Annotated in this window: 22 protein-coding genes; 12 read left to right on the top strand and 10 right to left on the bottom strand. The window is 73.7% G+C overall.

Annotated elements, in window-relative coordinates:
* Positions 1-7 precede the first annotated feature (7 nt).
* From ABIH81_RS06505 to ccsB, 5 genes are read left to right on the top strand one after another with little or no spacing between them, the layout of a single operon-like run.
* Positions 8-655: a histidine phosphatase family protein gene (locus tag ABIH81_RS06505; RefSeq protein ID WP_349879477.1), complete on the top strand. Its 648-nt coding sequence runs from the start codon at positions 8-10 to the stop codon at positions 653-655.
* Positions 655-1230 carry a TlpA disulfide reductase family protein gene (locus ABIH81_RS06500; RefSeq protein ID WP_349879476.1) on the top strand — a complete coding sequence of 192 codons (576 nt, stop codon included), beginning with the start codon at positions 655-657 and terminating at the stop codon, positions 1228-1230. The genes ABIH81_RS06505 and ABIH81_RS06500 overlap by 1 nt, the downstream gene beginning before the upstream one ends.
* A complete protein-coding gene (locus ABIH81_RS06495; RefSeq protein WP_349879475.1) occupies positions 1230-2123 on the top strand; it encodes a cytochrome c biogenesis protein CcdA in 894 nt (297 codons plus the stop codon). The genes ABIH81_RS06500 and ABIH81_RS06495 overlap by 1 nt, the downstream gene beginning before the upstream one ends.
* A complete protein-coding gene (locus ABIH81_RS06490; RefSeq protein WP_349879474.1) occupies positions 2123-3742 on the top strand; it encodes a cytochrome c biogenesis protein ResB in 1620 nt (539 codons plus the stop codon). The genes ABIH81_RS06495 and ABIH81_RS06490 overlap by 1 nt, the downstream gene beginning before the upstream one ends.
* Positions 3742-4716 carry a c-type cytochrome biogenesis protein CcsB gene (gene ccsB, locus ABIH81_RS06485; RefSeq protein ID WP_349879473.1) on the top strand — a complete coding sequence of 325 codons (975 nt, stop codon included), beginning with the start codon at positions 3742-3744 and terminating at the stop codon, positions 4714-4716. Before ABIH81_RS06490 ends, ccsB begins: the two co-directional genes overlap by 1 nt.
* On the opposite strand, the gene ABIH81_RS06480 is transcribed toward ccsB, so the two are convergent.
* Both ABIH81_RS06480 and ABIH81_RS06475 read right to left on the bottom strand, forming a co-directional pair.
* A complete protein-coding gene (locus ABIH81_RS06480) occupies positions 4685-4909 on the bottom strand; it encodes a hypothetical protein (RefSeq protein WP_349879472.1) in 225 nt (74 codons plus the stop codon). The genes ccsB and ABIH81_RS06480 overlap by 32 nt on opposite strands.
* A 44-nt stretch (positions 4910-4953) precedes the next feature.
* Positions 4954-5424, bottom strand: coding sequence for a MarR family winged helix-turn-helix transcriptional regulator (locus ABIH81_RS06475; protein ID WP_349879471.1), 471 nt, complete (start codon positions 5422-5424; stop codon positions 4954-4956).
* A 63-nt stretch (positions 5425-5487) separates the two neighbouring features.
* Between ABIH81_RS06475 and ABIH81_RS06470 the strand changes: the two genes are divergently transcribed.
* From ABIH81_RS06470 to mqnP, 3 genes are all read left to right on the top strand, one after another.
* Positions 5488-6042 carry a carboxymuconolactone decarboxylase family protein gene (locus ABIH81_RS06470; protein WP_349879470.1) on the top strand — a complete coding sequence of 185 codons (555 nt, stop codon included), beginning with the start codon at positions 5488-5490 and terminating at the stop codon, positions 6040-6042.
* 93 nt (positions 6043-6135) lie between these two features.
* On the top strand, positions 6136-7593 hold the full coding sequence (locus tag ABIH81_RS06465; protein ID WP_349879469.1) for a menaquinone biosynthesis decarboxylase: 1458 nt from the start codon (positions 6136-6138) through the stop codon (positions 7591-7593).
* Positions 7593-8498 carry a menaquinone biosynthesis prenyltransferase MqnP gene (mqnP, locus tag ABIH81_RS06460; protein WP_349879468.1) on the top strand — a complete coding sequence of 302 codons (906 nt, stop codon included), beginning with the start codon at positions 7593-7595 and terminating at the stop codon, positions 8496-8498. The genes ABIH81_RS06465 and mqnP overlap by 1 nt, the downstream gene beginning before the upstream one ends.
* A 40-nt stretch (positions 8499-8538) precedes the next feature.
* Here the strand turns inward: mqnP and ABIH81_RS06455 are convergent, their stop codons facing one another.
* Positions 8539-9504 (bottom strand): terpene synthase, encoded by a 966-nt coding sequence (locus ABIH81_RS06455; protein WP_349879467.1) that lies wholly within the window; start codon positions 9502-9504, stop codon positions 8539-8541.
* Positions 9505-9647: 143 nt separating this feature from the next.
* Between ABIH81_RS06455 and ABIH81_RS06450 the strand changes: the two genes are divergently transcribed.
* Complete coding sequence (locus ABIH81_RS06450; protein ID WP_349879466.1) at positions 9648-10292, top strand: UbiX family flavin prenyltransferase; 645 nt, start codon at positions 9648-9650, stop codon at positions 10290-10292.
* A 51-nt stretch (positions 10293-10343) separates the two neighbouring features.
* Here the strand turns inward: ABIH81_RS06450 and ABIH81_RS06445 are convergent, their stop codons facing one another.
* Positions 10344-10610 carry a BldC family transcriptional regulator gene (locus tag ABIH81_RS06445; RefSeq protein ID WP_013473529.1) on the bottom strand — a complete coding sequence of 89 codons (267 nt, stop codon included), beginning with the start codon at positions 10608-10610 and terminating at the stop codon, positions 10344-10346.
* A 257-nt stretch (positions 10611-10867) separates the two neighbouring features.
* Here ABIH81_RS06445 and ABIH81_RS06440 point away from each other — a divergent pair, with 257 nt between their 5' ends.
* The 3 genes from ABIH81_RS06440 to ABIH81_RS06430 are packed head-to-tail and all read left to right on the top strand — an operon-like array spanning position 10868 to position 13316.
* Positions 10868-11326 carry an Lrp/AsnC family transcriptional regulator gene (locus ABIH81_RS06440; protein ID WP_018787850.1) on the top strand — a complete coding sequence of 153 codons (459 nt, stop codon included), beginning with the start codon at positions 10868-10870 and terminating at the stop codon, positions 11324-11326.
* A gap of 42 nt (positions 11327-11368) precedes the next feature.
* Positions 11369-12211, top strand: coding sequence for an SDR family oxidoreductase (locus tag ABIH81_RS06435; protein ID WP_349879465.1), 843 nt, complete (start codon positions 11369-11371; stop codon positions 12209-12211).
* A 10-nt stretch (positions 12212-12221) separates the two neighbouring features.
* The gene (locus ABIH81_RS06430; RefSeq protein ID WP_349879464.1) at positions 12222-13316 is read left to right on the top strand and encodes a PLP-dependent cysteine synthase family protein; all 1095 of its coding nucleotides are present in this window, start codon (positions 12222-12224) and stop codon (positions 13314-13316) included.
* A 16-nt stretch (positions 13317-13332) separates the two neighbouring features.
* Here the strand turns inward: ABIH81_RS06430 and ABIH81_RS06425 are convergent, their stop codons facing one another.
* The 6 genes from ABIH81_RS06425 to ABIH81_RS06400 form a co-directional block, all read right to left on the bottom strand.
* The gene (locus ABIH81_RS06425) at positions 13333-13953 is read right to left on the bottom strand and encodes a putative glycolipid-binding domain-containing protein (RefSeq protein WP_349879463.1); all 621 of its coding nucleotides are present in this window, start codon (positions 13951-13953) and stop codon (positions 13333-13335) included.
* A gap of 75 nt (positions 13954-14028) precedes the next feature.
* The gene (locus ABIH81_RS06420) at positions 14029-14238 is read right to left on the bottom strand and encodes a DNA-binding protein (protein ID WP_349879462.1); all 210 of its coding nucleotides are present in this window, start codon (positions 14236-14238) and stop codon (positions 14029-14031) included.
* Between the two features lie 44 nt (positions 14239-14282).
* Positions 14283-14498, bottom strand: coding sequence for a hypothetical protein (locus ABIH81_RS06415; RefSeq protein WP_349879461.1), 216 nt, complete (start codon positions 14496-14498; stop codon positions 14283-14285).
* A gap of 359 nt (positions 14499-14857) precedes the next feature.
* A complete protein-coding gene (locus ABIH81_RS06410) occupies positions 14858-16765 on the bottom strand; it encodes a DEAD/DEAH box helicase (RefSeq protein WP_349879460.1) in 1908 nt (635 codons plus the stop codon).
* Positions 16766-16954: 189 nt separating this feature from the next.
* Complete coding sequence (locus tag ABIH81_RS06405; protein WP_349879459.1) at positions 16955-18700, bottom strand: hypothetical protein; 1746 nt, start codon at positions 18698-18700, stop codon at positions 16955-16957.
* A 109-nt stretch (positions 18701-18809) separates the two neighbouring features.
* Complete coding sequence (locus ABIH81_RS06400) at positions 18810-20438, bottom strand: NlpC/P60 family protein (RefSeq protein ID WP_349879458.1); 1629 nt, start codon at positions 20436-20438, stop codon at positions 18810-18812.
* Positions 20439-20541 lie beyond the last annotated feature (103 nt).

Genomic DNA, 20541 nt, shown 5'->3' with positions numbered 1-20541 from the left:
CCTAGCCATGGCGAAGACTGTGGTGCACGTGCTGCGGCACGGCGAGGTGTACAACCCGGACGGCATCCTCTACGGCCGCCTGCCCGGGTTCCGCCTCTCCGAGCTGGGCGTGCAGATGGCCAAGGCGGCGGCGCAGGCGCTCGCCGACCGGACCGTCGTGCACGTGGTGGCCAGTCCGCTGGAGCGCGCCCAGCAGACCGCCGAGCCGATCGCGGCGCAGTTCGGCCTCTCCGTCGGCGTCGACGAGCGCCTGATCGAGAGCGCGAACTGGTTCGAGGGCAAGAAGGTCTCGCCGGGTGACGGCTCGTTCCGTGACCCGCGCAACTGGTGGGTGCTGCGCGACCCGGTGACCCCGTCCTGGGGCGAGGCGTACCGGGTCATCGCCGAGCGCATGTTCGCCGCGCTGCACGCCGCCCGGGTCGCCGCCGAGGGGCGGGAGGCCGTGCTCGTGTCGCACCAGCTCCCGATCTGGACGCTGCGCCGGCACGTCGAGCGCAAGCGCCTCTGGCACGACCCGCGCCGCCGCCAGTGCGGCCTGGCCAGCCTCACCTCGTTCCACTTCGACGGCGCCAAGATCGTCGGAATCGGGTACTCCGAGCCGGCGGCCCACCTCGTCTCGATCTCGCCGACCGCCCGGACGGCCAAGGGGGCCTGATGCTCACCCGGAGGCTCGCCGCCGCCCTGCTCGCCGCCGTGACCGCCGGTACGGCGCTGGTCGGCTGTTCCTCCGGCAGCCAGGAGAGCCGGTGCGCGGCCGACGGCTCCACCGTCACCTGCGCCCCCGACCAGCGGTCCAAGACGCCGAAGGTGAGCGGTGAACTGCTCACGGGCGGCAGCTACGACGTCTCCCGCGACCGCGGCCAGGTCGTCGTGGTCAACTTCTGGGGCTCCTGGTGCGCGCCCTGCCGCGCCGAGGCGGACGACCTGGAGGCCACCTACCAGGCCACCAAGGGCTCCGGCGTGACCTTCCTCGGCATCAACGTGCAGGACAGCAAGGACAAGGCGATCGCCTTCGAGGAGGGCCGGGTCACGTACCCGAGCATCTTCGACCCGGCCAGCCGGCAGGCGCTCAACTTCGACATCCCGCCGAACACCACCCCGGCCACCGTCGTGCTCGACCGCGAGGGCCGGATCGCCGTGGTGATCCGCCGGGCCGTCACCCGGGACGAGCTGCGGCCGATCGTCGAGGAGATCGCCGCCGAGTCGCCGCCGCCGAACGGCGCCCGCTGATGGGCGAGACGTTCCGCCAGCTCGCCGAGTCCGGTCCGCTGCTGTTCGCGGTCGGCGCGGCCGCCCTGGCCGGACTGGTCAGCTTCCTGTCGCCGTGCGTGCTCCCGCTGATGCCTGGCTACCTGTCGTACGTGACCGGCCTGGCCGGCACCGACCTGGAGGGTGCAAGGAAGGGCCCCCCCTTAACGCCTCCGGTAGAGAAGGGGCCCCTTGTTAACGTCGGCGCTGGCACCGTCACCGTCAACGGCGGCGCGGGCGGCTCAGGCGGCGTGAGCGTCGTCGAGCGGGCGGCCCCGGGGCGGACCACCGCCGCCGTCAAGGGCCGGGTGCTCGCCGGCACGCTGCTGTTCATCGCGGGCTTCACCGTCGTGTTCGTCGCCACCGCGATCCTCTTCTCCGGCGTCGGCAAGCTCTTCTTCCGGTACGAGCGCACGCTGGAGATCGTCATCGGCGCGCTCGTGGTGGTGCTCGGCCTCGGCTACCTCGGTGTGATCCCCGGCATGCAGCGGGAGTTCCGCATCCGCTGGCTGCCCGCCGCCGGGCTGCTCGGCGCACCGGTGCTCGGCGCGGTCTTCGCGCTCAGCTGGCTGCCCTGCACCGGCCCGACGCTCGGCGCGGTGCTGGGCATGGCGGCCACCGAGGGCGGGACCGGCCGCGCCGTCCTGCTCGCCGTGGCGTACTGCCTCGGGCTGGGGATACCGTTCGTCGTCTTCGGGCTGGGCTTCCAGCGCCTGCTCGGGGTGTTCCGCGCCGTCCGGCGCAACAGCCGCTGGGTCACCCGGATCGGCGGCGCGCTGCTGATCGCGATCGGCCTGGCGCTGATCACCGGCGGCTGGGTGAACGTGGTGATCTGGTTGCAGACGAACGTGGGCGTGGGCGAGGTGAGCATCTGATGACGACCGTCGACGACCGGCCCTCGACCCCACCCGCGCAGGCGCCCCGGCGGCGGGTCAACCCGGTGCTGGCCCTGCTGCGCAACTCATGGCGGCAGCTCACCAGCATGCGTACCGCGCTGATCCTGCTGTTCCTGCTCGCCGTCGCGGCCATCCCCGGCTCGGTGCTGCCCCAGCGCGGCGTCAACCCGGAACGCGTCAACCAGTGGTTCGTCGACCACCCGGACCTCGCGCCCCGGCTGAACCAGATCGGCGCGTTCGAGGTCTTCGGCTCGGTGTGGTTCTCCGCGATCTACCTGCTGCTGTTCACCTCGCTGATCGGCTGCATCCTGCCCCGCGCCCGCGACCACGTCCGCGCGCTGCGGATGAGGCCACCGGCCGCGCCGAAGCGGTTCGACCGGCTGCCGCAGCACGCGGTGCTGGAGGCCCCGGCCGCCGCCGACCCCGAGGCGATCGCGGCGGTGCTGCGCCGCCGCCGGTGGCGGGTCACCGTGCGCGGCGACGAGGTCTCCGCCGAGAAGGGCTACCTCAAGGAGACCGGCAACCTGCTCTTTCACGTGTCGCTGGTCGCCGTCCTGCTCGGGGTGGCGCTCGGTTCCTGGTACGGATGGCACGGCAACCGCATCCTGGTCGCGGGCGAGGACAACGCGTTCTGCAACACCCGCCAGCAGTACGCCGAGGCGTCGCTCGGCCCGCGCGTGGACAGCTCCGACCTGCCGCCGTTCTGCCTGACGCTGGAGAAGTTCGAGGCCGACTACCTGCCGTCCGGGCAGGCGTCCCGCTACTGGGCCACCGTGAAGGTGGACGAGCCCGGCGGCGCGGAACGGACCGCCGGCTTCTCGGTCAACTCGCCGCTGCGGCTCGGCTCGGCGAACGTCTACCTGCTCGGCAACGGCTACGCGCCGCTGCTGAAGTACACCGACAAGTACGGCCGCAGCCAGACCAGTGAGGCGCCGTTCCTGCGTACTGGCGACTCCAACGCGACCGAGGAGGGCGTGGCGATCTTCCCGGACGCCAACGTCGACCCGAAGACCGGCGCCCGCGCCCCGGACCAGCAGATCGCCTTCGACGGGTTCTACCTGCCCACCGTGCCGGACGAGGGCCCTCCCGTCCGCTCCGCCTGGCCCGAGGAACGAGATCCGGCGGTGAACCTGATCGCGTACCGGGGCAACCTCGGGCTGGACGCGGGCATCCCCGGCTCGGTCTACGCGCTGGACCGGCGGCAGATCGACGACGGCAAGCTCAAGGAGATCGGCACCAAGCTGCTGCGGCCGGGGGAGAAGTGGACCCTGGACGACGGCAGCACGCTGGAGTTCGTCGGCAGCAAGCCGTACATCACGCTCGCGGTCCGGCACGCGCCCGGGCAGACGTTGCTGCTGGTGGCCAGCGGCACGCTGCTGCTGGGCCTGATGGGCTCGCTGTTCGCCCGGCGGCGCCGGGTCTGGTTCCGGGTTTCGCCCCCCGAGGGTGGATCTCCGACGGGCGGTAGTAGTTTGGTGGAGGCCGGTGGGCTGCCGCGCACCGAGCACCCAGGGTTCGCCGACGAGTTCGCGCAGCTCGTCGCCGCGGTGAGCGGCGACGCGCCGGACGCGCGGCGGGCGCGAGAAGGAGACGAGTGATGGCCGCACTCTCCGACCAGCTGGTCACGTTCGCGATCCTGGCGTACCTGATCGCGATGATCAGCCACGCCGTGGAGTTCGCGCTGGGCAACGCGCGGAAGGTGACCACGGCCGCCCCGGCCCGGGAACTGGTCGGCGCGGGCGCCGGCGGTGCCGGCGGCGTGATCGACGAGCCGGTCGTCCCGGCCACGTCGCCGCGCCCGGACCGCACCGCCGCCCGGGCCGTGCTGGCCGGCCGGATCGCCGCCTGGCTCACCGTGCTCGCCGGCGCGCTGCACCTGGGCGCCGTGATCACCCGGGGCCTGGCCGCCGACCGGATGCCCTGGGGCAACATGTACGAGTTCGTGCTGACCGGCACCTGGATCGGTGTGGCGGCCTGGCTCGTGGTGCTCTGGAAGCAGCCGGGGCTGCGCCGGCTCGGGCTGTTCCTGACTCTGGTCATGGTGCTGCTGCTGGCGTTCGCCGAGCTGAAGCTCTACGTGCAGGTCGAGCCGCTGATGCCGGCGCTCCAGTCGTGGTGGTTCATCATCCACGTCTCGACGATCATCTTCGCCTCGGGCATCTTCCTGCTGGGCGTGGTGCCCGCCGCCGCGTACCTGATGCGGAACGGCTGGGAGCAGGGGCGGCGCAGCTTCCCGTACACCCTGGCCCGCCGCCTTCCGGAGGCGGCCGGGCTGGAGCGGCTGACCTTCACGCTGCACGCCTTCTCGTTCCCGATCTTCACGTTCGCGGTGATCGCGGGCGCGATCTGGGCCGAGGCGGCCTGGGGTCGCGCCTGGGGCTGGGATCCGAAGGAGACCTGGGCGTTCATCTCCTGGGTGGTGTACGCGGGCTACCTGCATGCCCGGGCCACGCCGAGCGTGAAGCGCAACGTGGCCACCTGGATCGCCAACGTGGGCTTCCTGACCGTGATGATGAACCTGTTCGGCGTGAACTTCTTCTTCACCGGTCTGCACTCGTACGCCGGGGTGTAGTGGCCGGGCGTGCGCTCAGCACCTCGTCCACCCGGCGCGTGACCTGGTAGGCCACCTCCGGCAGATCGGCCAGTTCGAGGCGGTCCGCCCGCAGCGCGAACTGGGCGTGCAGTTCGCGGGCCACCGCGTCGCGGATCTCTGCTTGGAGCGGGCTGAGGCCGTCGGGGTCACCCACCACGTGCGCGTCATTCATCCGCCGATGATGAACCGCCGTCGGCGAAGCTGTCAGTGACGAAGTCATCCGCCGAACCAGCCCGGGACGTCGAGGCGGAACACGTCGGCCGGGACCATCCGGCGCAGGTCGTCCTCGATGGCGGCGACCCGCTCCGCGCCGAGCGTGGCCGCCCAGCGGTCGCGTAGCTCGTCGAAGACCACTGCCGAACGGTGCAGCCCGTCGCGGCCCTTCGCGGTCATCCGGACCAGCTTGCGGCGGGCGTCGGCCGGGTCGTCCACGCGTTCCAGGTAGCCCAGCGCGACCAGCCGGTCCACCGTCTTGCCCGCGGCCTGCTTGGAGACGCCGAGGCGTTGCCCGAGGTCAGAGGCGGTGGTGCCGGCCGGTCCGACGGCCTGGAGGACGAACCCGTGGGCCGGGCGCAGCTCGGGGTGCCCCTGCCGGGCCAGCTCGGCGTGCAGGTCGTCGACGAGCGTACGGAAACCGGCGAGCAGGAGCAGCGGCAGCGCGAAGCCGGGGCGGTCAGGCGTTGCCATGTTCGACAACCACGTTTACTATTTCGACAACCACGTTGACCATCTTACGAGAGGGGTCTCGTCATGTCCCGCTTCACCGCGTACGAGCCGGACACCGCGCCCGCCGCCGCCCGCCCGGTCATGGCCGGGGTCCGCCGTACCCTGGGTCACCTGCCCGCCGCCGTGGGTTTGATGGCCGGCTCGCCCGAGCTGCTCAAGGGCTTCCTCGCGGCGAACGCCGCGTTCGAGGCCACCGACCTCGACCCGGTCGCCCGGGAGGTGGTCGTGCTGACGGTCGCCACCCGCAACGGCTGTCACCTCTGCGTGGCGATGCACACCGCGACGCTGGTCCGGCACGCCGCCGCGCCCGAGCTGATCGAGGCGCTGCGGACCGGCGCGACGCTGCCCGACCCCCGGCTGGAGGCGCTGCGGCGGTTCACCGTCGCCGTGCTCGACCACCGGGGCGCGGTCCCCGACGCCGACCTGGACGCGCTGCTCGCCGCCGGGTGGCAGCCCCGGCACGCGCTGGACGTGGTGCTCGGCGTCGGCACCTACACCATCTCGACGTTCGCGAACCGGCTCACCGCCGCGCCGCTCGACGAGCCGCTGATGGCGTACGCCTGGACGCCCGCGGCCTGAGCTGCGGATGTTAAGAAGGGGCCCTTCCTCTACCGGAGGCGTTAAAAGGGGGCCCTTCCTTGCACCTCAGGGGGGGTGGGGGAGGATGGGAGCATGGCGCGTGGGTTCCCGTACACCGATCTGAAGGATTTCCTCGCGGCGCTGGAGCGTGCGGGCGAGCTGCGGCGGGTGAGCGCCCCGGTCGACCCCACGCTGGAGATCAGCGAGATCGTCACCCGCACCGTCCGGGCCGGCGGGCCGGCGCTGCTGTTCGAGCGCCCCACCCGGGGCGAGATGCCGGTGGCGGTCAACCTGTTCGGCACCGAGAAGCGGATGGCGATGGCGCTCGGGGTGGAGCACCTCGACGAGATCGGTGAGCGGATCGGCGACATGCTCAAGCCGGAGCTGCCGCAGGGCTTCTCCGGGATGATGGGCGGCCTCGGCAAGGTCATGCAGCTCAAGTCGATGCCGCCGAAGAAGGTCAAGACCGCCCCCTGCCAGCAGGTCGTCTACCGGGGCGACGACGTCGACCTGAACCGGCTGCCCGGGTTGCAGGTGTGGCCCGGTGACGGCGGGATCTTCCACAACTTCGGGCTGACCCACACCAAGCACCCGGAGACCGGCAAGCGCAACCTCGGGCTCTACCGGCTCCAGCAGCACAGCCACAACACCGTCGGCATGCACTGGCAGATCCACAAGAACTCCACCGCCCACCACGCGGTCGCCGAGCGGCTCGGCCAGCGGCTGCCGGTGGCGATCGCGATCGGCGCGGACCCGGTGGTGGCGTACTCGGCCAGCGCGCCGCTACCAGCCGACATCGACGAGTACCTGTTCGCCGGGTTCCTCGCCGGTGAGCGGGTCGAGATGGTGGACTGCCTGACCGTCCCGTTGCAGGTGCCGGCGCACGCGCAGATCGTGCTGGAGGGCTACATCGAGCCGGGCGAGCGGCTGCCCGAGGGGCCGTTCGGCGACCACACCGGCTTCTACACGCCGGTCGAGCCGTTCCCGGTCATGCACATCGAGTGCATGACGATGCAGCGCGACCCGGTCTACCACTCGATCGTCACGTCCCAGCCGCCGCAGGAGGACCACGGCCTCGGCAAGGCCACCGAGCGGATCTTCGCGCCGCTGCTGCGCTTCCTGATCCCGGACATCGTCGACTACGACCTGCCCGCCGCCGGCGTCTTCCACAACTGTGCGATCGTGTCGATCCGCAAGCGCTACCCCAAGCACGCGCAGAAGGTCATGAACGCGATCTGGGGCGCGCACATGATGTCGCTGACCAAGCTGATCGTGATCGTCGACGAGGACTGCGACGTGCACGACTACAACGAGGTCGCGTTCCGCGCCTTCGGCAACGTCGACTACGCCCGCGACCTGCTGCTCACCGAGGGGCCGGTGGACCACCTCGACCACGCCTCGTACCAGCAGTTCTGGGGCGGCAAGGCGGGTGTCGACGCGACCCGCAAGCTGCCCGAGGAGGGCTACACCCGGGGCTGGCCGGAGGAGATGCGCATGGCGCCCGAGGTGGTCTCGCTCGTCGACAAGCGCTGGAAGGAGTACGGGATCTGATGACGGCGGCAGTTCAGGAACGGCCCGGCCGGGTCTCGTCCTTCCTCAAGCTCGTCGCCATCGAGCACTCGGTCTTCGCGCTGCCGTTCGCGTACCTGTCGGCGCTGACCGCGATGCAGCTCAACGGCGGCCGGGTGCGCTGGCTCGACCTGCTGCTGATCACCGTGGCGATGGTAGGTGCGCGGACGTTCGCCATGGCCGCGAACCGGATCCTCGACCGGCGGATCGACGCGCGGAACCCGCGTACCGCGAACCGGGAACTGGTCACCGGCGCGGTGAGCGTGCGGACGGCCTGGACCGGCGCGGCGGTCGCGCTCGTGGTGTTCCTGGCCGCCGCCGCCCTGCTCAACCCGCTCTGCCTGGTGCTCGCGCCGCTCGCCGTGGTGCCGCTCGTGGTCTACCCGTACGGCAAGCGGTTCACGAACTGGCCGCACGCCATCCTCGGGGTGGCCCAGGCGGTCGGCCCGGTCGGCGCCTGGCTGGCGGTCACCGGCACGCTCGACGGCTCCGGCCCGGCCTGGCTGCTCGGCGCCGCGGTCGGCCTGTGGATCGGCGGCTTCGACCTGATCTACGCGTGCCAGGACGCCGACGTGGACCGGGAGATCGGGGTGCACAGCGTCCCCGCCCGGTACGGGCGGCGCTTCGCGCTGCACGCCTCCACAGCCGCGCACGTGGTGACGTTCGCGCTGTTCATCTGGTTCGGCGCCTGGGTCGGCTTCGGCTGGCTGTGGTGGATCGGGCTGGCGCTCACCGCTGTCGCCTTCGCCTACCAGCACATGGTGGTCAGCCCCACCGACCTGAGCAAGGTCAACCGGGCGTTCTTCACCGCCAACGGTTTCGTCGGCATCGCGTTGTTCGTCCTCGCGCTGCTCGACCTGGTGATCCGGCTCGGCCTGCGGCCCTGAGCCGGGACGCCGGGGGCGCCGGTGGCCGGGCCGCACCCGCTCAGGACGCCGCGGCGACCGGGTAGCGGGCGCTCTCCAGCGTCCAGTCGACGGTGCCGCGCACGGCGGCGGCCAGCCCGTCGAGATGGGTGGCGACCGCGTCGTCGAGCGTCGGGCCGAACGACGGCGCCGCCGCCAGGAGCGCCGCGAACCGGTCCATCTCGGCACGCCAGTGCCCGGCGACCAGGTCGACCGCCGCCGGCACCGGCACGCCCCGCTCGGTGGCCGTCGCCAGCACCAGGTTGTGCCCGCCGCCGGTGGCCTGGTCGCGCTCCAGCGAGGCGATGTCGTTGAACCAGGACAGCAGGTCGTTGGCGAGGCCGGCGAGCCGCCGCAGCGCCGGATGGTGGTAGACCGCGTCGGGCAGCGGACGCCCGGACGCGAACTCGATCAGCGGGTACGACACGTACGCCGCCGACGTGGCCCGGCGCAGCCGCACGTACTCGGCGACGCCCGGTGGAACCCCGGACGTGGTGGCGGTGGCCTCCCGGTACACCCCGTCGAGGTGGTCGGCGACCGCGTCGGCGAAACGCAGCCGCCACCGGGCCGGCATCCGGCGGCGGGGCTCCCGCCACGCCTGCACCAGCAGACGCCGCAGCGGGCCGGAGAAGCCCGGGTGACGGGCGCGCGGACCCTCGCGCAGCAACGCGAGCGCGCCGTCGCGCAGCGCCCGGATCTGCGGCGGGGTCAGCCCGTCCCGCCCGTCGCAGGCGTCGTCGACGAGGAAGAACCAGGTGAACAACGCGGTCAGCACCCGCAGGTCGGGTTCGGTGGCGTCCGGATAGAGGCGTCCGGCGTACCGGGCGAAGCCGGCCCGCGCCAGCCGTCGCCGGGTGGCCGGGTCCGCCGGCAGGCCGAGCCGGTCGACCTGCTCCACCAGCCAGCCCTGCACGTCGTCGGCGTACGGGGAGAGGCGGGGCGGGATGGGGCAGTCGGAGCGGAGCGCCCGCAGCACCGCTGCCGTCATCACCGGCCCCTCCGTGGAAGTGGATCGCCGAGCGAAGAATTTCACGTCGTGGGAAGTCCCGTGAACCCTCTGGACATCCCGGGCAGGCCGACCGAACGGGGGTCGCCGCCCGCCCTTCGCGACGACCAGGCACGCTTGAGGGCATGCGCGAACCATGGGTGGTGGGTGTCTCCGGCGCGTCCGGGACGCCGTACGCGGCAGCGGTCGTCCGGGGCCTGCTCGACGCCGGCCAGGCGGTGGACCTGATCGTCTCCCGGGCGGCCCGGCTGACGGTGCTGGACGAGACCGGCCGGCCCTTCCGGGACGCGCACTGGTCCGAGGACCTGGCCGCCTGGCTCGACCGCGACCTCACCGGCGCGGACCTGCGGCACTGGCCCGCCGGTGACCTGGCGGCGGGCCCGAGCAGCGGCTCCTACCCGGTACGCGGCATGGCGGTGGTGCCCGCGAGTACCGCCGCGTGCGCGGGCATCGCGATCGGGCTGTCCAAGGATCTGCTCCAGCGCGCCGCCGAGGTGAACCTCAAGGAACGCCGCCCGGTCGTCGTGGTGCCCCGGGAGACGCCGGTGACCCGTAGTCACCTGGAACATCTCATCGCGCTGCACGACGCCGGCGCGGTGGTGCTGCCGGCCAGTCCGGGCTTCTACGGCGCCGGGGCGGCGGCGTCCGCCGGGCAGCTCGTGGACTTCGTCGCCGGGAAGGTGCTCGACGCGCTCGGCGTCGAGCACACGCTGTTCCGGCGGTGGTCCGGCGAGCTGGCCGCCGGTCGCCGGGAGGCGGATCCGGACTGACCGGTTGCCGACGTGCGGGGCGCGGCCCTCGGCCGGACCGCGCCCGCACGTTCAGTACATGCCGGCGTTCGCCGGTCCGGGGCCGGTGGAAGCGGTCGGGCCCATGTTGCGGGCCTTGCCCATGTCCTCCGCCTCGTCCAGCATGCCCTCCCCCTCGAGCAGGGCCCGCACCTCGGATTCCCGAAACCGGCGGTGCCCTCCTGGAGTCCGGATACTGCCGATCCGGCCGGCCGCTGCCCATCTGGTCACGGTCTTCGGGTCCACCCGAAACAGCGCAGCGACCTCACCCGGTGTCAGCAGGCGATCTCCAGTGTCCACAGCCCCCTCCTCGCGTCGACGAAGCCCCCGGCTGAACACACTGCCCCCGGCCGGTGCGAGCCCAGAGCCGTCATGAGGGACGTATGGCAATTACAGCACCGGCTACCGGACGTGTCCGCCAAACGCGAAAAACGCACACACTGGGAAGGTTAGGAAATGGTACCGGCGGAGAACCCCCGTGATCGTACGTTTGTGAAGGGTTGATCCACGGGTACCGACAGTGTTCCGTCGTCGCCGAACGGATAGGGTCACTCTCCGTGGACACGATCGACCTGAGCCTCGTGGAGCTGTTGCGGGGCAACGCCCGTCTGTCGTACGCCGAGCTGGCCCGTCAGGTCGGCCTCTCCGCCCCGGCCGTGCACGAGCGGGTCGGCAAGCTGGAGTCCAGCGGCGTGATCCGGGCGTACCGGGCCGAGGTCGAGCCGGAGTCGATCGGGCTCGGCGTCACAGCGCTCATCGGCATCATCGAGGACTCCGACGCGGACACCGACGACGTGCTGGAGTCGTTCCGCCGCATCCCCGAGATCGAGTCCTGCTACTTCATGGCCGGTGTCGAGTCCTTCCTGCTCAAGGCGCGAGTCGGCACGATCGCCGAGCTGGAGCAGTTGATCGTCCGGCTGAACCGGACGGCCGGGGTGGCGTCCACCCGTACCAGCATCGCCCTGTCGACCAAGTGGGAGAACCGCCCGCAGCCGCTGGAACCGCCCACCGCCTGACGCCTCTGGCCCCGGGCCGGGGGTTGCGGTTACCGTGCGCCGATGACGAGCTCGGGACGCGGTGCCGCAGTGGTGACCGGAGCGGCCGGCGGGCTGGGGCGGGCCCTCGCCGCCGCGCTGCACGCCGACGGCTGGACCGTGCTGCTCACCGACATCGACGCCGGGGCCGTGTCGGCCGCCGCCGCGCCGCTGGGTGGCTGGTCCCGCCCGCTCGACGTACGCGACGAGTCCGCCTGCGCGGAGGTCGCCGCCGAGGCGGCGGCCGCGCCCGGCGGCCTCGGGCTCTGGGTGAACAACGCGGGCATCCTGGTCACCGGCCCGTCCTGGGCGCACGACGCCCGGACCCGCCGCGCCGTGGTCGAGGTGAACGCGCTCGGCGCGATGAACGGCACGCTCGCCGCCGTCGCGGTGATGCGCGAGCAGGGCCATGGCCACGTGCTCAACGTGGTCTCGCTGGCCGGGCTGATCGCCGCGCCCGGCGAGACGGTGTACGCGGCCGGCAAGCACGCCCTGCTCGCGTTCAGCCTCGGCACGTTGAGCGACCTGCGGATGGCCGGCGTCCGGGACGTACACGTGTCGTGCCTGTGCCCGGACGGGATCTGGACGCCGATGCTGCACGACAAGCTGGACGACCCGGGAGCGCTGGCGTCCTTCACCGGCTCGCTGCTCACGCCGGAGCGGGTGGCCGCGCGCGCGGTCCGGCTGGCCCGCCGCCCCCGGCCGGTGGTCAGCCTGCCGCGCTGGCGCGGCGCCCAGGTACGGCTCCTGGACGCCTTCCCCCGGCTCGCCCTGGCCCTCACGCCGGTGATCCGGGCCAGCGGACGGGCCGGTCAGCGGCGGCAGGCCCGCCGGGTCCGGGAAAACCCGAGCCCACCTCGCTTGTAACGTTGCCGACGTGACTCACTTCGACCGGTGCGACGAGGCCAGCCGGCGCTGGGTGACCGAGGCGATCGCCACGGTCGAGGCGGACGCCAACCGCTCCGCCGACACCCACCTGCTGCCGTTCCCGCTGCCCCGCGAGTGGGGGATCGACCTCTACCTCAAGGACGAGTCGGTGCACCCCACCGGCTCGCTGAAGCACCGGCTGGCCCGCTCGCTGTTCCTCTACGGGCTCTGCAACGGCTGGATCGGCCCGGACACCACGATCGTCGAGGCGTCGTCCGGCTCGACGGCGGTCTCCGAGGCGTACTTCGCCCGGATGCTCGGGCTGCCGTTCATCGCGGTCATGCCCGCCTCCACGTCACCGGAGAAGATCGCCCAGATCGAGTTCCAGGGTGGGCGCTGCCACCTGGTGGACGACCCGTCCACGGTCGTGGTGGAGGCGCGCTGGCTCGCCGAGGACAGCGGCGGCCGGTTCATGGACCAGTTCACCTACGCCGAGCGGGCCACCGACTGGCGGGGCAACAACAACATCGCCGAGTCGATCTACGCCCAGCTCGCGCTGGAACGGCACCCGGTGCCCGCCTGGATCGTGGTCGGCGCCGGCACCGGCGGCACCAGCGCCACCATCGGCCGGTACGCGCGGTACCGGCGGCTGCCCACCAAGCTCTGCGTGGTGGACCCGGAGAACTCCGCCTTCTACCCCGCCTGGCAGGCCGGCGACTGGTCGGTGCGCACCGGCCGCGGCTCCCGGATCGAGGGCATCGGGCGGCCCACAGTCGAGGCGTCCTTCCTGCCCAGCGTGGTGGACCGGATGGTGCAGGTGCCGGACGCCGCGTCGCTCGCCGCGATGCGGGCCGGCTCGGCGGTGCTCGGCCGCCGCGTGGGCGGTTCCACCGGCACCAACCTGTGGGGCGCGTTCGGGCTGATCGCGCAGATGCGCGCGGCCGGGCGTACCGGCTCGGTGGTCACGCTGATCTGCGATCCGGGCGACCGGTACGGCGACACCTACTACTCCGACGAGTGGGTGGCCGCGCAGGGCCTCGACCTCGCCCCGCACCTCGCCACCATCGACCGCTTCCTGACCGACGGCACCTGGCCCGCGGCCTGAGCCGGACCCCGGCCGGTCAGCGCGGGTCGACCCGCTCGGCCAGCCCCGGATAGCGCACCACGAAACCGTCCGGGTCGACCTCCAGGTCGGCGGCGAACGTGTCACTGGAATACCGGACCCGGCCCGGGCCCAGCGAGGTGTAGACCTGCTCGGCGGGCACCACGGCCAGGCCGGGCAGCAGCACCCACGCCACCGTCACCGCTGTGGCCAGGTCGGCGGGCAGCCGGCCCAGCCCGATCCGGCGGATCGGCAGCGTGTTCGTCAGCGGCGAGCCGCCCAGGTCCACGTCGAGCGCCTCGGCCAGCCGGCCCGGGTCGTCGGTGCCCGGCAGGCCCGCCGGTGGGTGGCCCGCCGCGCTCAGCGCCGCGTCCAGGTCACCCTCCTCGCCGGTACGCACGCGCCACCCGTCCCGGCCCCGCTCCAGGCGTACGCTCCGCGACCAGCCGGCGCCCTCGGACTCGACCTCCAGCCGGTTCGTCGACCAGTCCGGCCCGACGGTCAGGCGGTACCGGCACGTGTACGGGATCGGATCCACGGCGAGCGCCACACCCTGCGCGGTCAGCCCGGGACCGTCGTCGAGCACGACGTGCTCGGAGCCGGCGGTGTCGGTCCGGGCCCAGAAGAGCGACTTCGGCATGGTCCGGACGTTACGCGACCCGGCGGTCGGCGGCAGCGGATGCGCGAACGCCACCGCGAGCCGGGGCGTTGCTGACTACCCCTGCTCGTCGCCCTCGGTGGGGGGGGGCGGCCGGTTGTGGCGGGCCCACTCGTCGACCTCATCGGCGTCCCAGACGTTCATGCCGATCAGTCGGGCGAGCGGCTCGGGGAACCCGGGGCGGCGGGTGATCTGGAGGACCCGCTGACGCGATACGCCGAACAGGGCGGCCAGCTCGCCGGGCCCGTACAGGCGTGGTCGTCTCACCCGCCGAAAGGAGGCACGAGACGTACTGGTCATGCCTCGTCGGGCTACTCGTCGTCATCCGTTGGTCGGGGCGGCCGGTGCTCCCGGATGTACCGCTCGACGTCCCGCTTCAACCAGACCGCGCCGACCGACAGCTCTTGATACGGCGCGGGGAATGCGGGATGCCGCCGGATCTCGCGGAATCTCGATCTGCCCACGCCGAGCATCTTCAAGATCTCACCGGCCGCGACAAGTTCGCCCGGTCCCGTCTCCTTGGTCACGACTTCGAAGGTAGGAGCGGGCTGGCCCGACTGCGGTGACGCGAACAAGTAACCCCACCAATGTGGGCCCGTCAATGTTGGCAGAGGGGCAAGTGAACGATCTGATGGATCAGGCCCCCGCCCAGGCTCTACTCCGAGCCGCCGGACCCCGCCGAGATGCACATCCGATTCATCGGCTGGCTGCGGTCGGTGCGCAATGTCTGACCCGATCGGCACCGGTCTGCTGCTGGCCGCCGTCATCGCCCAGGCGTTCGGCTGCTGGGTCGCCTGGTCGTGGCGTACCCGGCACGAGGCATCACCCAGACGCACTGCCGCCGCCGAGCGGGTGCTCGGCGGCGGCGTCTGTAGGTGCGCTCAGATCAGTGGGTACGTGCCGGCGGGCGCCCGCCGAAGCCGCGCCTGTCGTCCCGTCCCCGCCCCTCGGCCCGGAAACCGCCGGCCCGGCGCTCGGCCGGACGCGCGTCGCCCCGGTCACGGTCACCGAAACGCCGCTCGGCGTGCGGGCGGTCCTCCTGGCGCCGGTCGCCGAAGCCGCGCGAGCCACTCGGCCGGTCGTCGTACCGCCGCTCGTCCCGGTCGTACCCGCGTCCGGCCGCCGGCCGCTGCCGGTCCCCGTACGGCCGCTCGGACCGCTCGCCGAAGCGCCGGTCGTCGCCGCGCTCTCCGCCGCGCTGGCCGCGGTCGTCGGACCGCTGCTCGCCGAAGCTCCGGCCGTCGGACCGCCGGTCGCCGAAGCTGCGGTCGTCGCGGCGCTCCGGCCGCCCGAAGCGGCGCTCACCGCCGCCGGACCGCTCGCCCGAGTAGCGCTCGCCGGCCGGCCGGTCGCCGAACCGGCGGTCACCACCGCGGTCCGCGAACCGGTCACCGGACCGCTCGCCCGCCGGCCGGTCGCCGAAGCGGCGCTCGCCCCGGCCGTCACGGTCGCCGAACCGGCGCTCGCCACGGTCGGAGAAGCCCCGGCCGCCCCGGTCGAAGCTCCTGCCCTCGCGGTCGCCGAAGCGGCGCGAGCCGCCGCCGCGTCGCGGCTCCGGCTCGTCCCGGACCGGTACGCCGCTGGGCTCGCGCGCGCCGGTCAGCTCGGCCAGCGCCTCGTCGCCCGCCCGGACCCGGGTCTCGGCCGGCTCGACGCCCGCCTTCTCCATCATGGCCAGCGTGGTGCGGCGCTGCTTCGGCAGCACGAGCGTCGCCACCGCGCCCGACTCACCGGCCCGGGCCGTACGGCCGGCCCGGTGCAGGTAGTCCTTGGGGTCCTTCGGCGGGTCCACGTGCAGCACCAGCGAGACGCCGTCGACGTGGATGCCCCGGGCCGCCACGTCGGTCGCGACCAGCACGGGCGTCCGGCCCTCGCGGAACTCGGCGAGCGTCTTGGTGCGCATGCGCTGGGTCTTGCCGCCGTGCAGTCCACCGGCCCGTACGCCGACGGCCGCGAGCTGCTCGACCAGCCGGTCCACGCCGAGCTGCGTACGGGCGAACAGCATGGTGCGGCCCTCACGGGCGGCGATGGACGCCGCGACCGCGAACTTGTCGTGCGGCGGGATCAGCAGCAGGTGGTGATCCATGGTGGACACGGCGGCGGTGGCCGGTGCGGTCGAGTGGGTGACCGGGTCGGTCATGAACCGCTTGACGAGCGTGTCGACGTCGTTGTCCAGAGTGGCCGAGAACAGCAGCCGCTGCGCGTCCGCCGGAGTCTTCGCCAGCAGCCGGGTGACCTCGGGCAGGAAGCCCATGTCCGCCATCTGGTCGGCCTCGTCCAGCACGGTGATCTCGACGTCGTCGAGCCGGCACACGCCCCGCTCGATCAGGTCGCCGAGCCGTCCCGGCGTGGCCACGACGATCTCCACGCCGCGGCGCAGCGCGTCGATCTGCCGGTCGTACGGCACACCGCCGACGGCGGTCTTCAGGAAGACGCCCACCGACTTGCCGAGCGGTACGAGGGCGTCGTTGACCTGCATGGCAAGTTCGCGGGTGGGAACCAGGACCAGGGCGCGGGGGTACAGCGGCCGGGCGCGGTTGCGGTCGGCGAGCCGGGCGATCACCGGCAGGCCGAAGGCGAGCGTCTTGCCCGAGCCGGTCTGGCCGCGGCCGAGGACGTCGCGGCCCGCGAGCGAGTCGGGCAGCGTGGCCCGCTGGATCTCGAACGGGGTGGTGATGCCCTGCCGGGCGAGCGTCTCGACGAGCTGCCGGGGCAGGCCGAGCGAGGCGAAGTCGACGGTGTCGGGCGTCGGGTCGACGGACGGGGACGTGCTGGATTCAGCGAACGTGGTCAAGAAATGCCTCTCGAGCGGGGCGCATCTTCGCGATGGCCCGCCGCGGCCTGTCACGCCGCCGAATCGCCCGCAAGATCGCCCATGGGCGCGCAGTCGAGGCGCGCCGGGTCAGTGATCGCACACAAGTGTACGGCGCATCGCCGACTCCGCCACGGCAACGCGAGACCGTAGTGGGCGGGCTCACCCCTGTCACTCGATGAGCATGGTCCCGGTCAGGCCACTCAGTGCGTCGTTGGCCAGGAAGACCACGAGCAGGCTGATCGCGATGAGCATGGTCAGCGCGACCGCCAGCACGATGATCACCTTGGTGTTGCCGCCCCGGGCCGCCGGGCTCTCCTCGGACCAGCCCTGGGCCAGGATGTGCCCGGTCAGCGATCCGGAGTTCTCCAGCGGGTTGCCCTGCGGGAACGACACGGTGGCGAAGCCGGGCCCGTCGGTCCCGCCGTACGCGGTGGTGGCGAGATCCGGGCCGGCGGGCTGTGGGCGTACCGGACGGGTCGTGTCGGCGTCGCGGGCGGGCGTGGCCGGCGGCGGCCAGGTCGGCAGCGCCGGGGCCGGCACCACGGGCGGCGGCGGTGCCGACGCGGGTGTGGCGGCCCACGACGGCAGCGCACCGCCCGCCGTGCCGGGCGCGGCCGGCGGCGCGATGGGCGGGGTCGGCGGCGACAGGGGCGCGGCCGGCGGGCTCGGTACGGCGGCCCGCGCGGGCGGGAACGACGGGCCGGCCGCCGGGGCGGGGAACAGCGGCGCGGGCAGCGGGCCCGGCCCACCGGTCATCGCCGGTGGCGGCGGGAACGGCGGCGCGGGCATCGGCCCCGGCGGGGGCGGTGGCGGGGGTACGGGCGGACCCGGCGGCGGCACCGGCGGCCCGGGGACCGGTGGCACCGGCCCGGGCGTGGGCTTCGGCGGGGCGGGCGCGGGCAGGGGCGGCGTGGGCCGGAGCGGGGGCTCCGGCTCGGGCACCGGCGGCGCGGGCGACGGCGGCGTCGGACCCGGCACCGGGGTCGGCGCCGGCTCGGGCTCCGGGCCGTTCGGCGCCGGGGGCTGCGCGGGCTCCGGCGGCTGGACCGGCTCCGGCGGTTCCGGGTTCACCGGTCCGGCCCGGTAGACGGTGGCGGCGGCGGGCGGCGCGGCCACCACGGAGGCGGCGACCTCCTCGGCGGAGACACGGCTCAGGCCGGGCACCGACGCGCTGGCCCGGGCGAGTGCGGGTCCGGCCTGCTCAGCGGACGCGGAAGCGCCGGTGAGCGGCGCGGGCTGGCCGGCGGACTCACGCGGCAGGGAGTCGGCGGACCCGACCGGCGGCGCGTCGCCGGACGTGATCGGCGAGGAGTCGGCGGGGGAGGTTCCGGAGCCGTCGTGCGGCTCGGAGGCCGCGTCCGTCTGCTGGGCCGGTGCGGTGTCGCGGTCCGCCGGGTCGGCGGCGTCGGCCGGCGTTGCGGCGTCCACTACCGCCGCGTCCACGGCTGGGGCGGAAGGCGCGGGTACGGGCACGCGTGCGGAACCGGAGACGCGGGGCGCCGGGATGGCCGCCGGAGCACCGCCGGGGGTACCCGTGGAGGCGTCGGCGGGCTCGGGTGCCGCGCCGGCCGGGGCGGGCGGCGCGGCGGCGGGCTGGGGCGTCGCCTGGCGTTCGGCCACGGCGAAGGCGGACCAACTGGACGGCGGCACGGTGGCGCCGGGGAGGCGCCGGTCCAGCGGCGGCGGGGTGTCCGTCGGGGTGCCCGCGCGGTACGTCGTGGGGCCGGCCTGCGGAAGCGGCTGCTCGTCACCGGCGGGCGGCGGCACGGCCGAACCGGCGACTGACACCCGCGCCCGCGCGACGGCCACCGGCCCGGGTGGGGCCGAACCGTGGTCGTCGTCGCCGGCCGGGTCGGCGGGGTCGGGCGTCGGTCCCGGGTGGACCTTCTCCGCCGGAACGTCCTGCTCGCCCATCTCGCCCCTCCGCACCCACGCTCGCCTCCAGCCGTGGCGCCGACCGGAAGTGCCTGGATCTCACCGTGCCATATTCCGGCCCGGGAGCACAGCCGGAGCGGCGGTTGGGTCAGCCGGCGCTGCTGCTCGGGCTGGCGGAGCCGCTGCCGGACGTGCTGCTCGACGGGGCGACACTGCTGCTGCTCGGCGCGGCGCTGCTGGTGTCCGGCTCGGCGCTCGCGCTCGCGCTCTGGCTCGGCGTCGGGTCGGGCGAGCCGGTCGGGCTCGGCGGCGGCGTGCTCGGCGCCGGGCTGGACGTCGTCGGCTTCGGCGTCGGCGTGGTGGGCTTCGGCGTCGTCGGCGTCGGCTTGGGCGTGGTCGACGGCTTCGGCGTGCTGGACGTCGTCGGCTTGGGCGTCGCCGACGGCTTCGGCGTGGCCGGCACGGTCGGCGGCGGGGCGGGGGTCGCCGGGGCGGGTACGGCGCCGATCACCCGGGTCGCGGCGTAGAGCCGGGACCAGCGGACCACCGAGATCTTGACGACGTCGCCGGTCCGCGGCGCCTCCACCATCTTGCCGTCGCCGATGTACATGGCGACGTGGTGGACGCTGGTCCAGCTGCTGCCCGAAGCGAAGAACAGCAGGTCACCGGGGAGCAGGGCGTTCGGCGGGACGGTGCGGGAACGGGTGGCGAAGTACTGGTCCTTGGCGACGCGGGGCAGGCCCCGGTAGCCGGCCGCCTGGTAGGAGGCGAGCATCAGGCCGGAGCAGTCGAACCGGTCCGGGCCCTCAGCGGCCCACAGGTAGGGGTCACCGAGCTGGGCGAGCGCGTAGCGCACGGCGGCGAGCGCCCGCGGGTCCGCCACCAGGCCGTCGATGCTCTGGTCGACCACGTACGAGGTGCCGAGCCGCTGCTCGGCGGCGTCCGCCAGGCGCTCGATCTCCAGGAGCTTGGCCGCGTTCTCCTTGCGGAGCGCGACGAGCGCGGTTTCCTGCTTGCGCAGGTCGGCCTCGGCGCGGGTGAACTCGGCAGCCTTCTCGGTGGCCCGGCGCTGGGCCGACTCGTGTGCCTTCCGGGCGGCCTCCTCGGCGCTCGTGGCGCGGAGGAGTTCGCCGGTCACCGACGTGGGGGCGCCCTCGGCCTTGTCGCCGCGGGTGATGCGCTGGAGGTTGGCGAAGTCGCGCAGGCTGGCGCCGAACTCGCCGGGCGGCAGCGCCGCGTCGGCCTTGACGGCGTCGGCGGCGGCGCTCTTGGCGTTGTCCTGGGCGCGGCGGAGCGCGTCCTGGGCCTCCTTGAGCCGGGCGGCGGACTGGGTCAGCTCGGTCTGCGCGGCGTCCCGCTCGGTCTTGATCCGGAGCAGTGCCTCGCCGAGCTGGGTGACCCGGGCGTCGAGCTGGTTGATCTGCGCGATCAGCGGGCCGTCGGCCGGGTTGGTCACGCCGGTGGTGCCCGGCAGGCCCGCCGTGCCGCCCGGGGTGGTGACGCCGGGCAGACCCGGGACGGTGCCGGGTACGCCGGGAACGGTGCCCGGTACGCCACGGACCGTGCCGGACGAGCCGGGCAGTTGCAGGGGGCCGGTGACCTGGGGCCGGGAGCCGGTGTCGGGCACGACGTCGGGCAGCGGGTCGGCCCAGGCGGGTGTGGCGAGCGCCGCGGCCGCGACCGCCCCCAGGAGGGCGGACCAGAGCGCCGGGCGCAGGACCGGTGAGATCACCGGCTGCCGTCCTCGTCGCCGTCGGGCCTTGGTGCTGTGAGCCATTCCGCTCCCCGTCCGGTCTGGGGTCCGTCACGCGTGCTTGGGCGTGTCGGGACAGGACGGCCCTGGTGTGTGTTCCGCCCCACCCTGTCTTACCTCACGGGTG

Source organism: Micromonospora sp. HUAS YX12, from assembly GCF_040215685.1.
In the GTDB taxonomy this organism is placed as follows: Bacteria; Actinomycetota; Actinomycetes; order Mycobacteriales; family Micromonosporaceae; genus Micromonospora; species Micromonospora tulbaghiae.
The sequence above is the reverse complement of the archived record's forward strand: the minus strand, read 5'-3'. Positions and strand labels throughout refer to the sequence as shown.

Excerpts from the sequence above, each read along its gene's own strand:
- ABIH81_RS06505 (WP_349879477.1), top strand. The coding sequence starts at position 8 with ATGGCGAAGACTGTGGTGCACGTGCTGCGGCACGGCGAGGTGTACAAC.
- ABIH81_RS06500 (WP_349879476.1), top strand. The coding sequence starts at position 655 with ATGCTCACCCGGAGGCTCGCCGCCGCCCTGCTCGCCGCCGTGACCGCC.
- ABIH81_RS06495 (WP_349879475.1), top strand. The coding sequence starts at position 1,230 with ATGGGCGAGACGTTCCGCCAGCTCGCCGAGTCCGGTCCGCTGCTGTTC.
- ABIH81_RS06490 (WP_349879474.1), top strand. The coding sequence starts at position 2,123 with ATGACGACCGTCGACGACCGGCCCTCGACCCCACCCGCGCAGGCGCCC.
- ccsB (WP_349879473.1), top strand. The coding sequence starts at position 3,742 with ATGGCCGCACTCTCCGACCAGCTGGTCACGTTCGCGATCCTGGCGTAC.
- ABIH81_RS06480 (WP_349879472.1), bottom strand. The coding sequence starts at position 4,909 with ATGAATGACGCGCACGTGGTGGGTGACCCCGACGGCCTCAGCCCGCTC.
- ABIH81_RS06475 (WP_349879471.1), bottom strand. The coding sequence starts at position 5,424 with ATGGCAACGCCTGACCGCCCCGGCTTCGCGCTGCCGCTGCTCCTGCTC.
- ABIH81_RS06470 (WP_349879470.1), top strand. The coding sequence starts at position 5,488 with ATGTCCCGCTTCACCGCGTACGAGCCGGACACCGCGCCCGCCGCCGCC.
- ABIH81_RS06465 (WP_349879469.1), top strand. The coding sequence starts at position 6,136 with ATGGCGCGTGGGTTCCCGTACACCGATCTGAAGGATTTCCTCGCGGCG.
- mqnP (WP_349879468.1), top strand. The coding sequence starts at position 7,593 with ATGACGGCGGCAGTTCAGGAACGGCCCGGCCGGGTCTCGTCCTTCCTC.
- ABIH81_RS06455 (WP_349879467.1), bottom strand. The coding sequence starts at position 9,504 with ATGACGGCAGCGGTGCTGCGGGCGCTCCGCTCCGACTGCCCCATCCCG.
- ABIH81_RS06450 (WP_349879466.1), top strand. The coding sequence starts at position 9,648 with ATGCGCGAACCATGGGTGGTGGGTGTCTCCGGCGCGTCCGGGACGCCG.
- ABIH81_RS06435 (WP_349879465.1), top strand. The coding sequence starts at position 11,369 with ATGACGAGCTCGGGACGCGGTGCCGCAGTGGTGACCGGAGCGGCCGGC.
- ABIH81_RS06425 (WP_349879463.1), bottom strand. The coding sequence starts at position 13,953 with ATGCCGAAGTCGCTCTTCTGGGCCCGGACCGACACCGCCGGCTCCGAG.
- ABIH81_RS06405 (WP_349879459.1), bottom strand. The coding sequence starts at position 18,700 with ATGGGCGAGCAGGACGTTCCGGCGGAGAAGGTCCACCCGGGACCGACG.
- ABIH81_RS06400 (WP_349879458.1), bottom strand. The coding sequence starts at position 20,438 with ATGGCTCACAGCACCAAGGCCCGACGGCGACGAGGACGGCAGCCGGTG.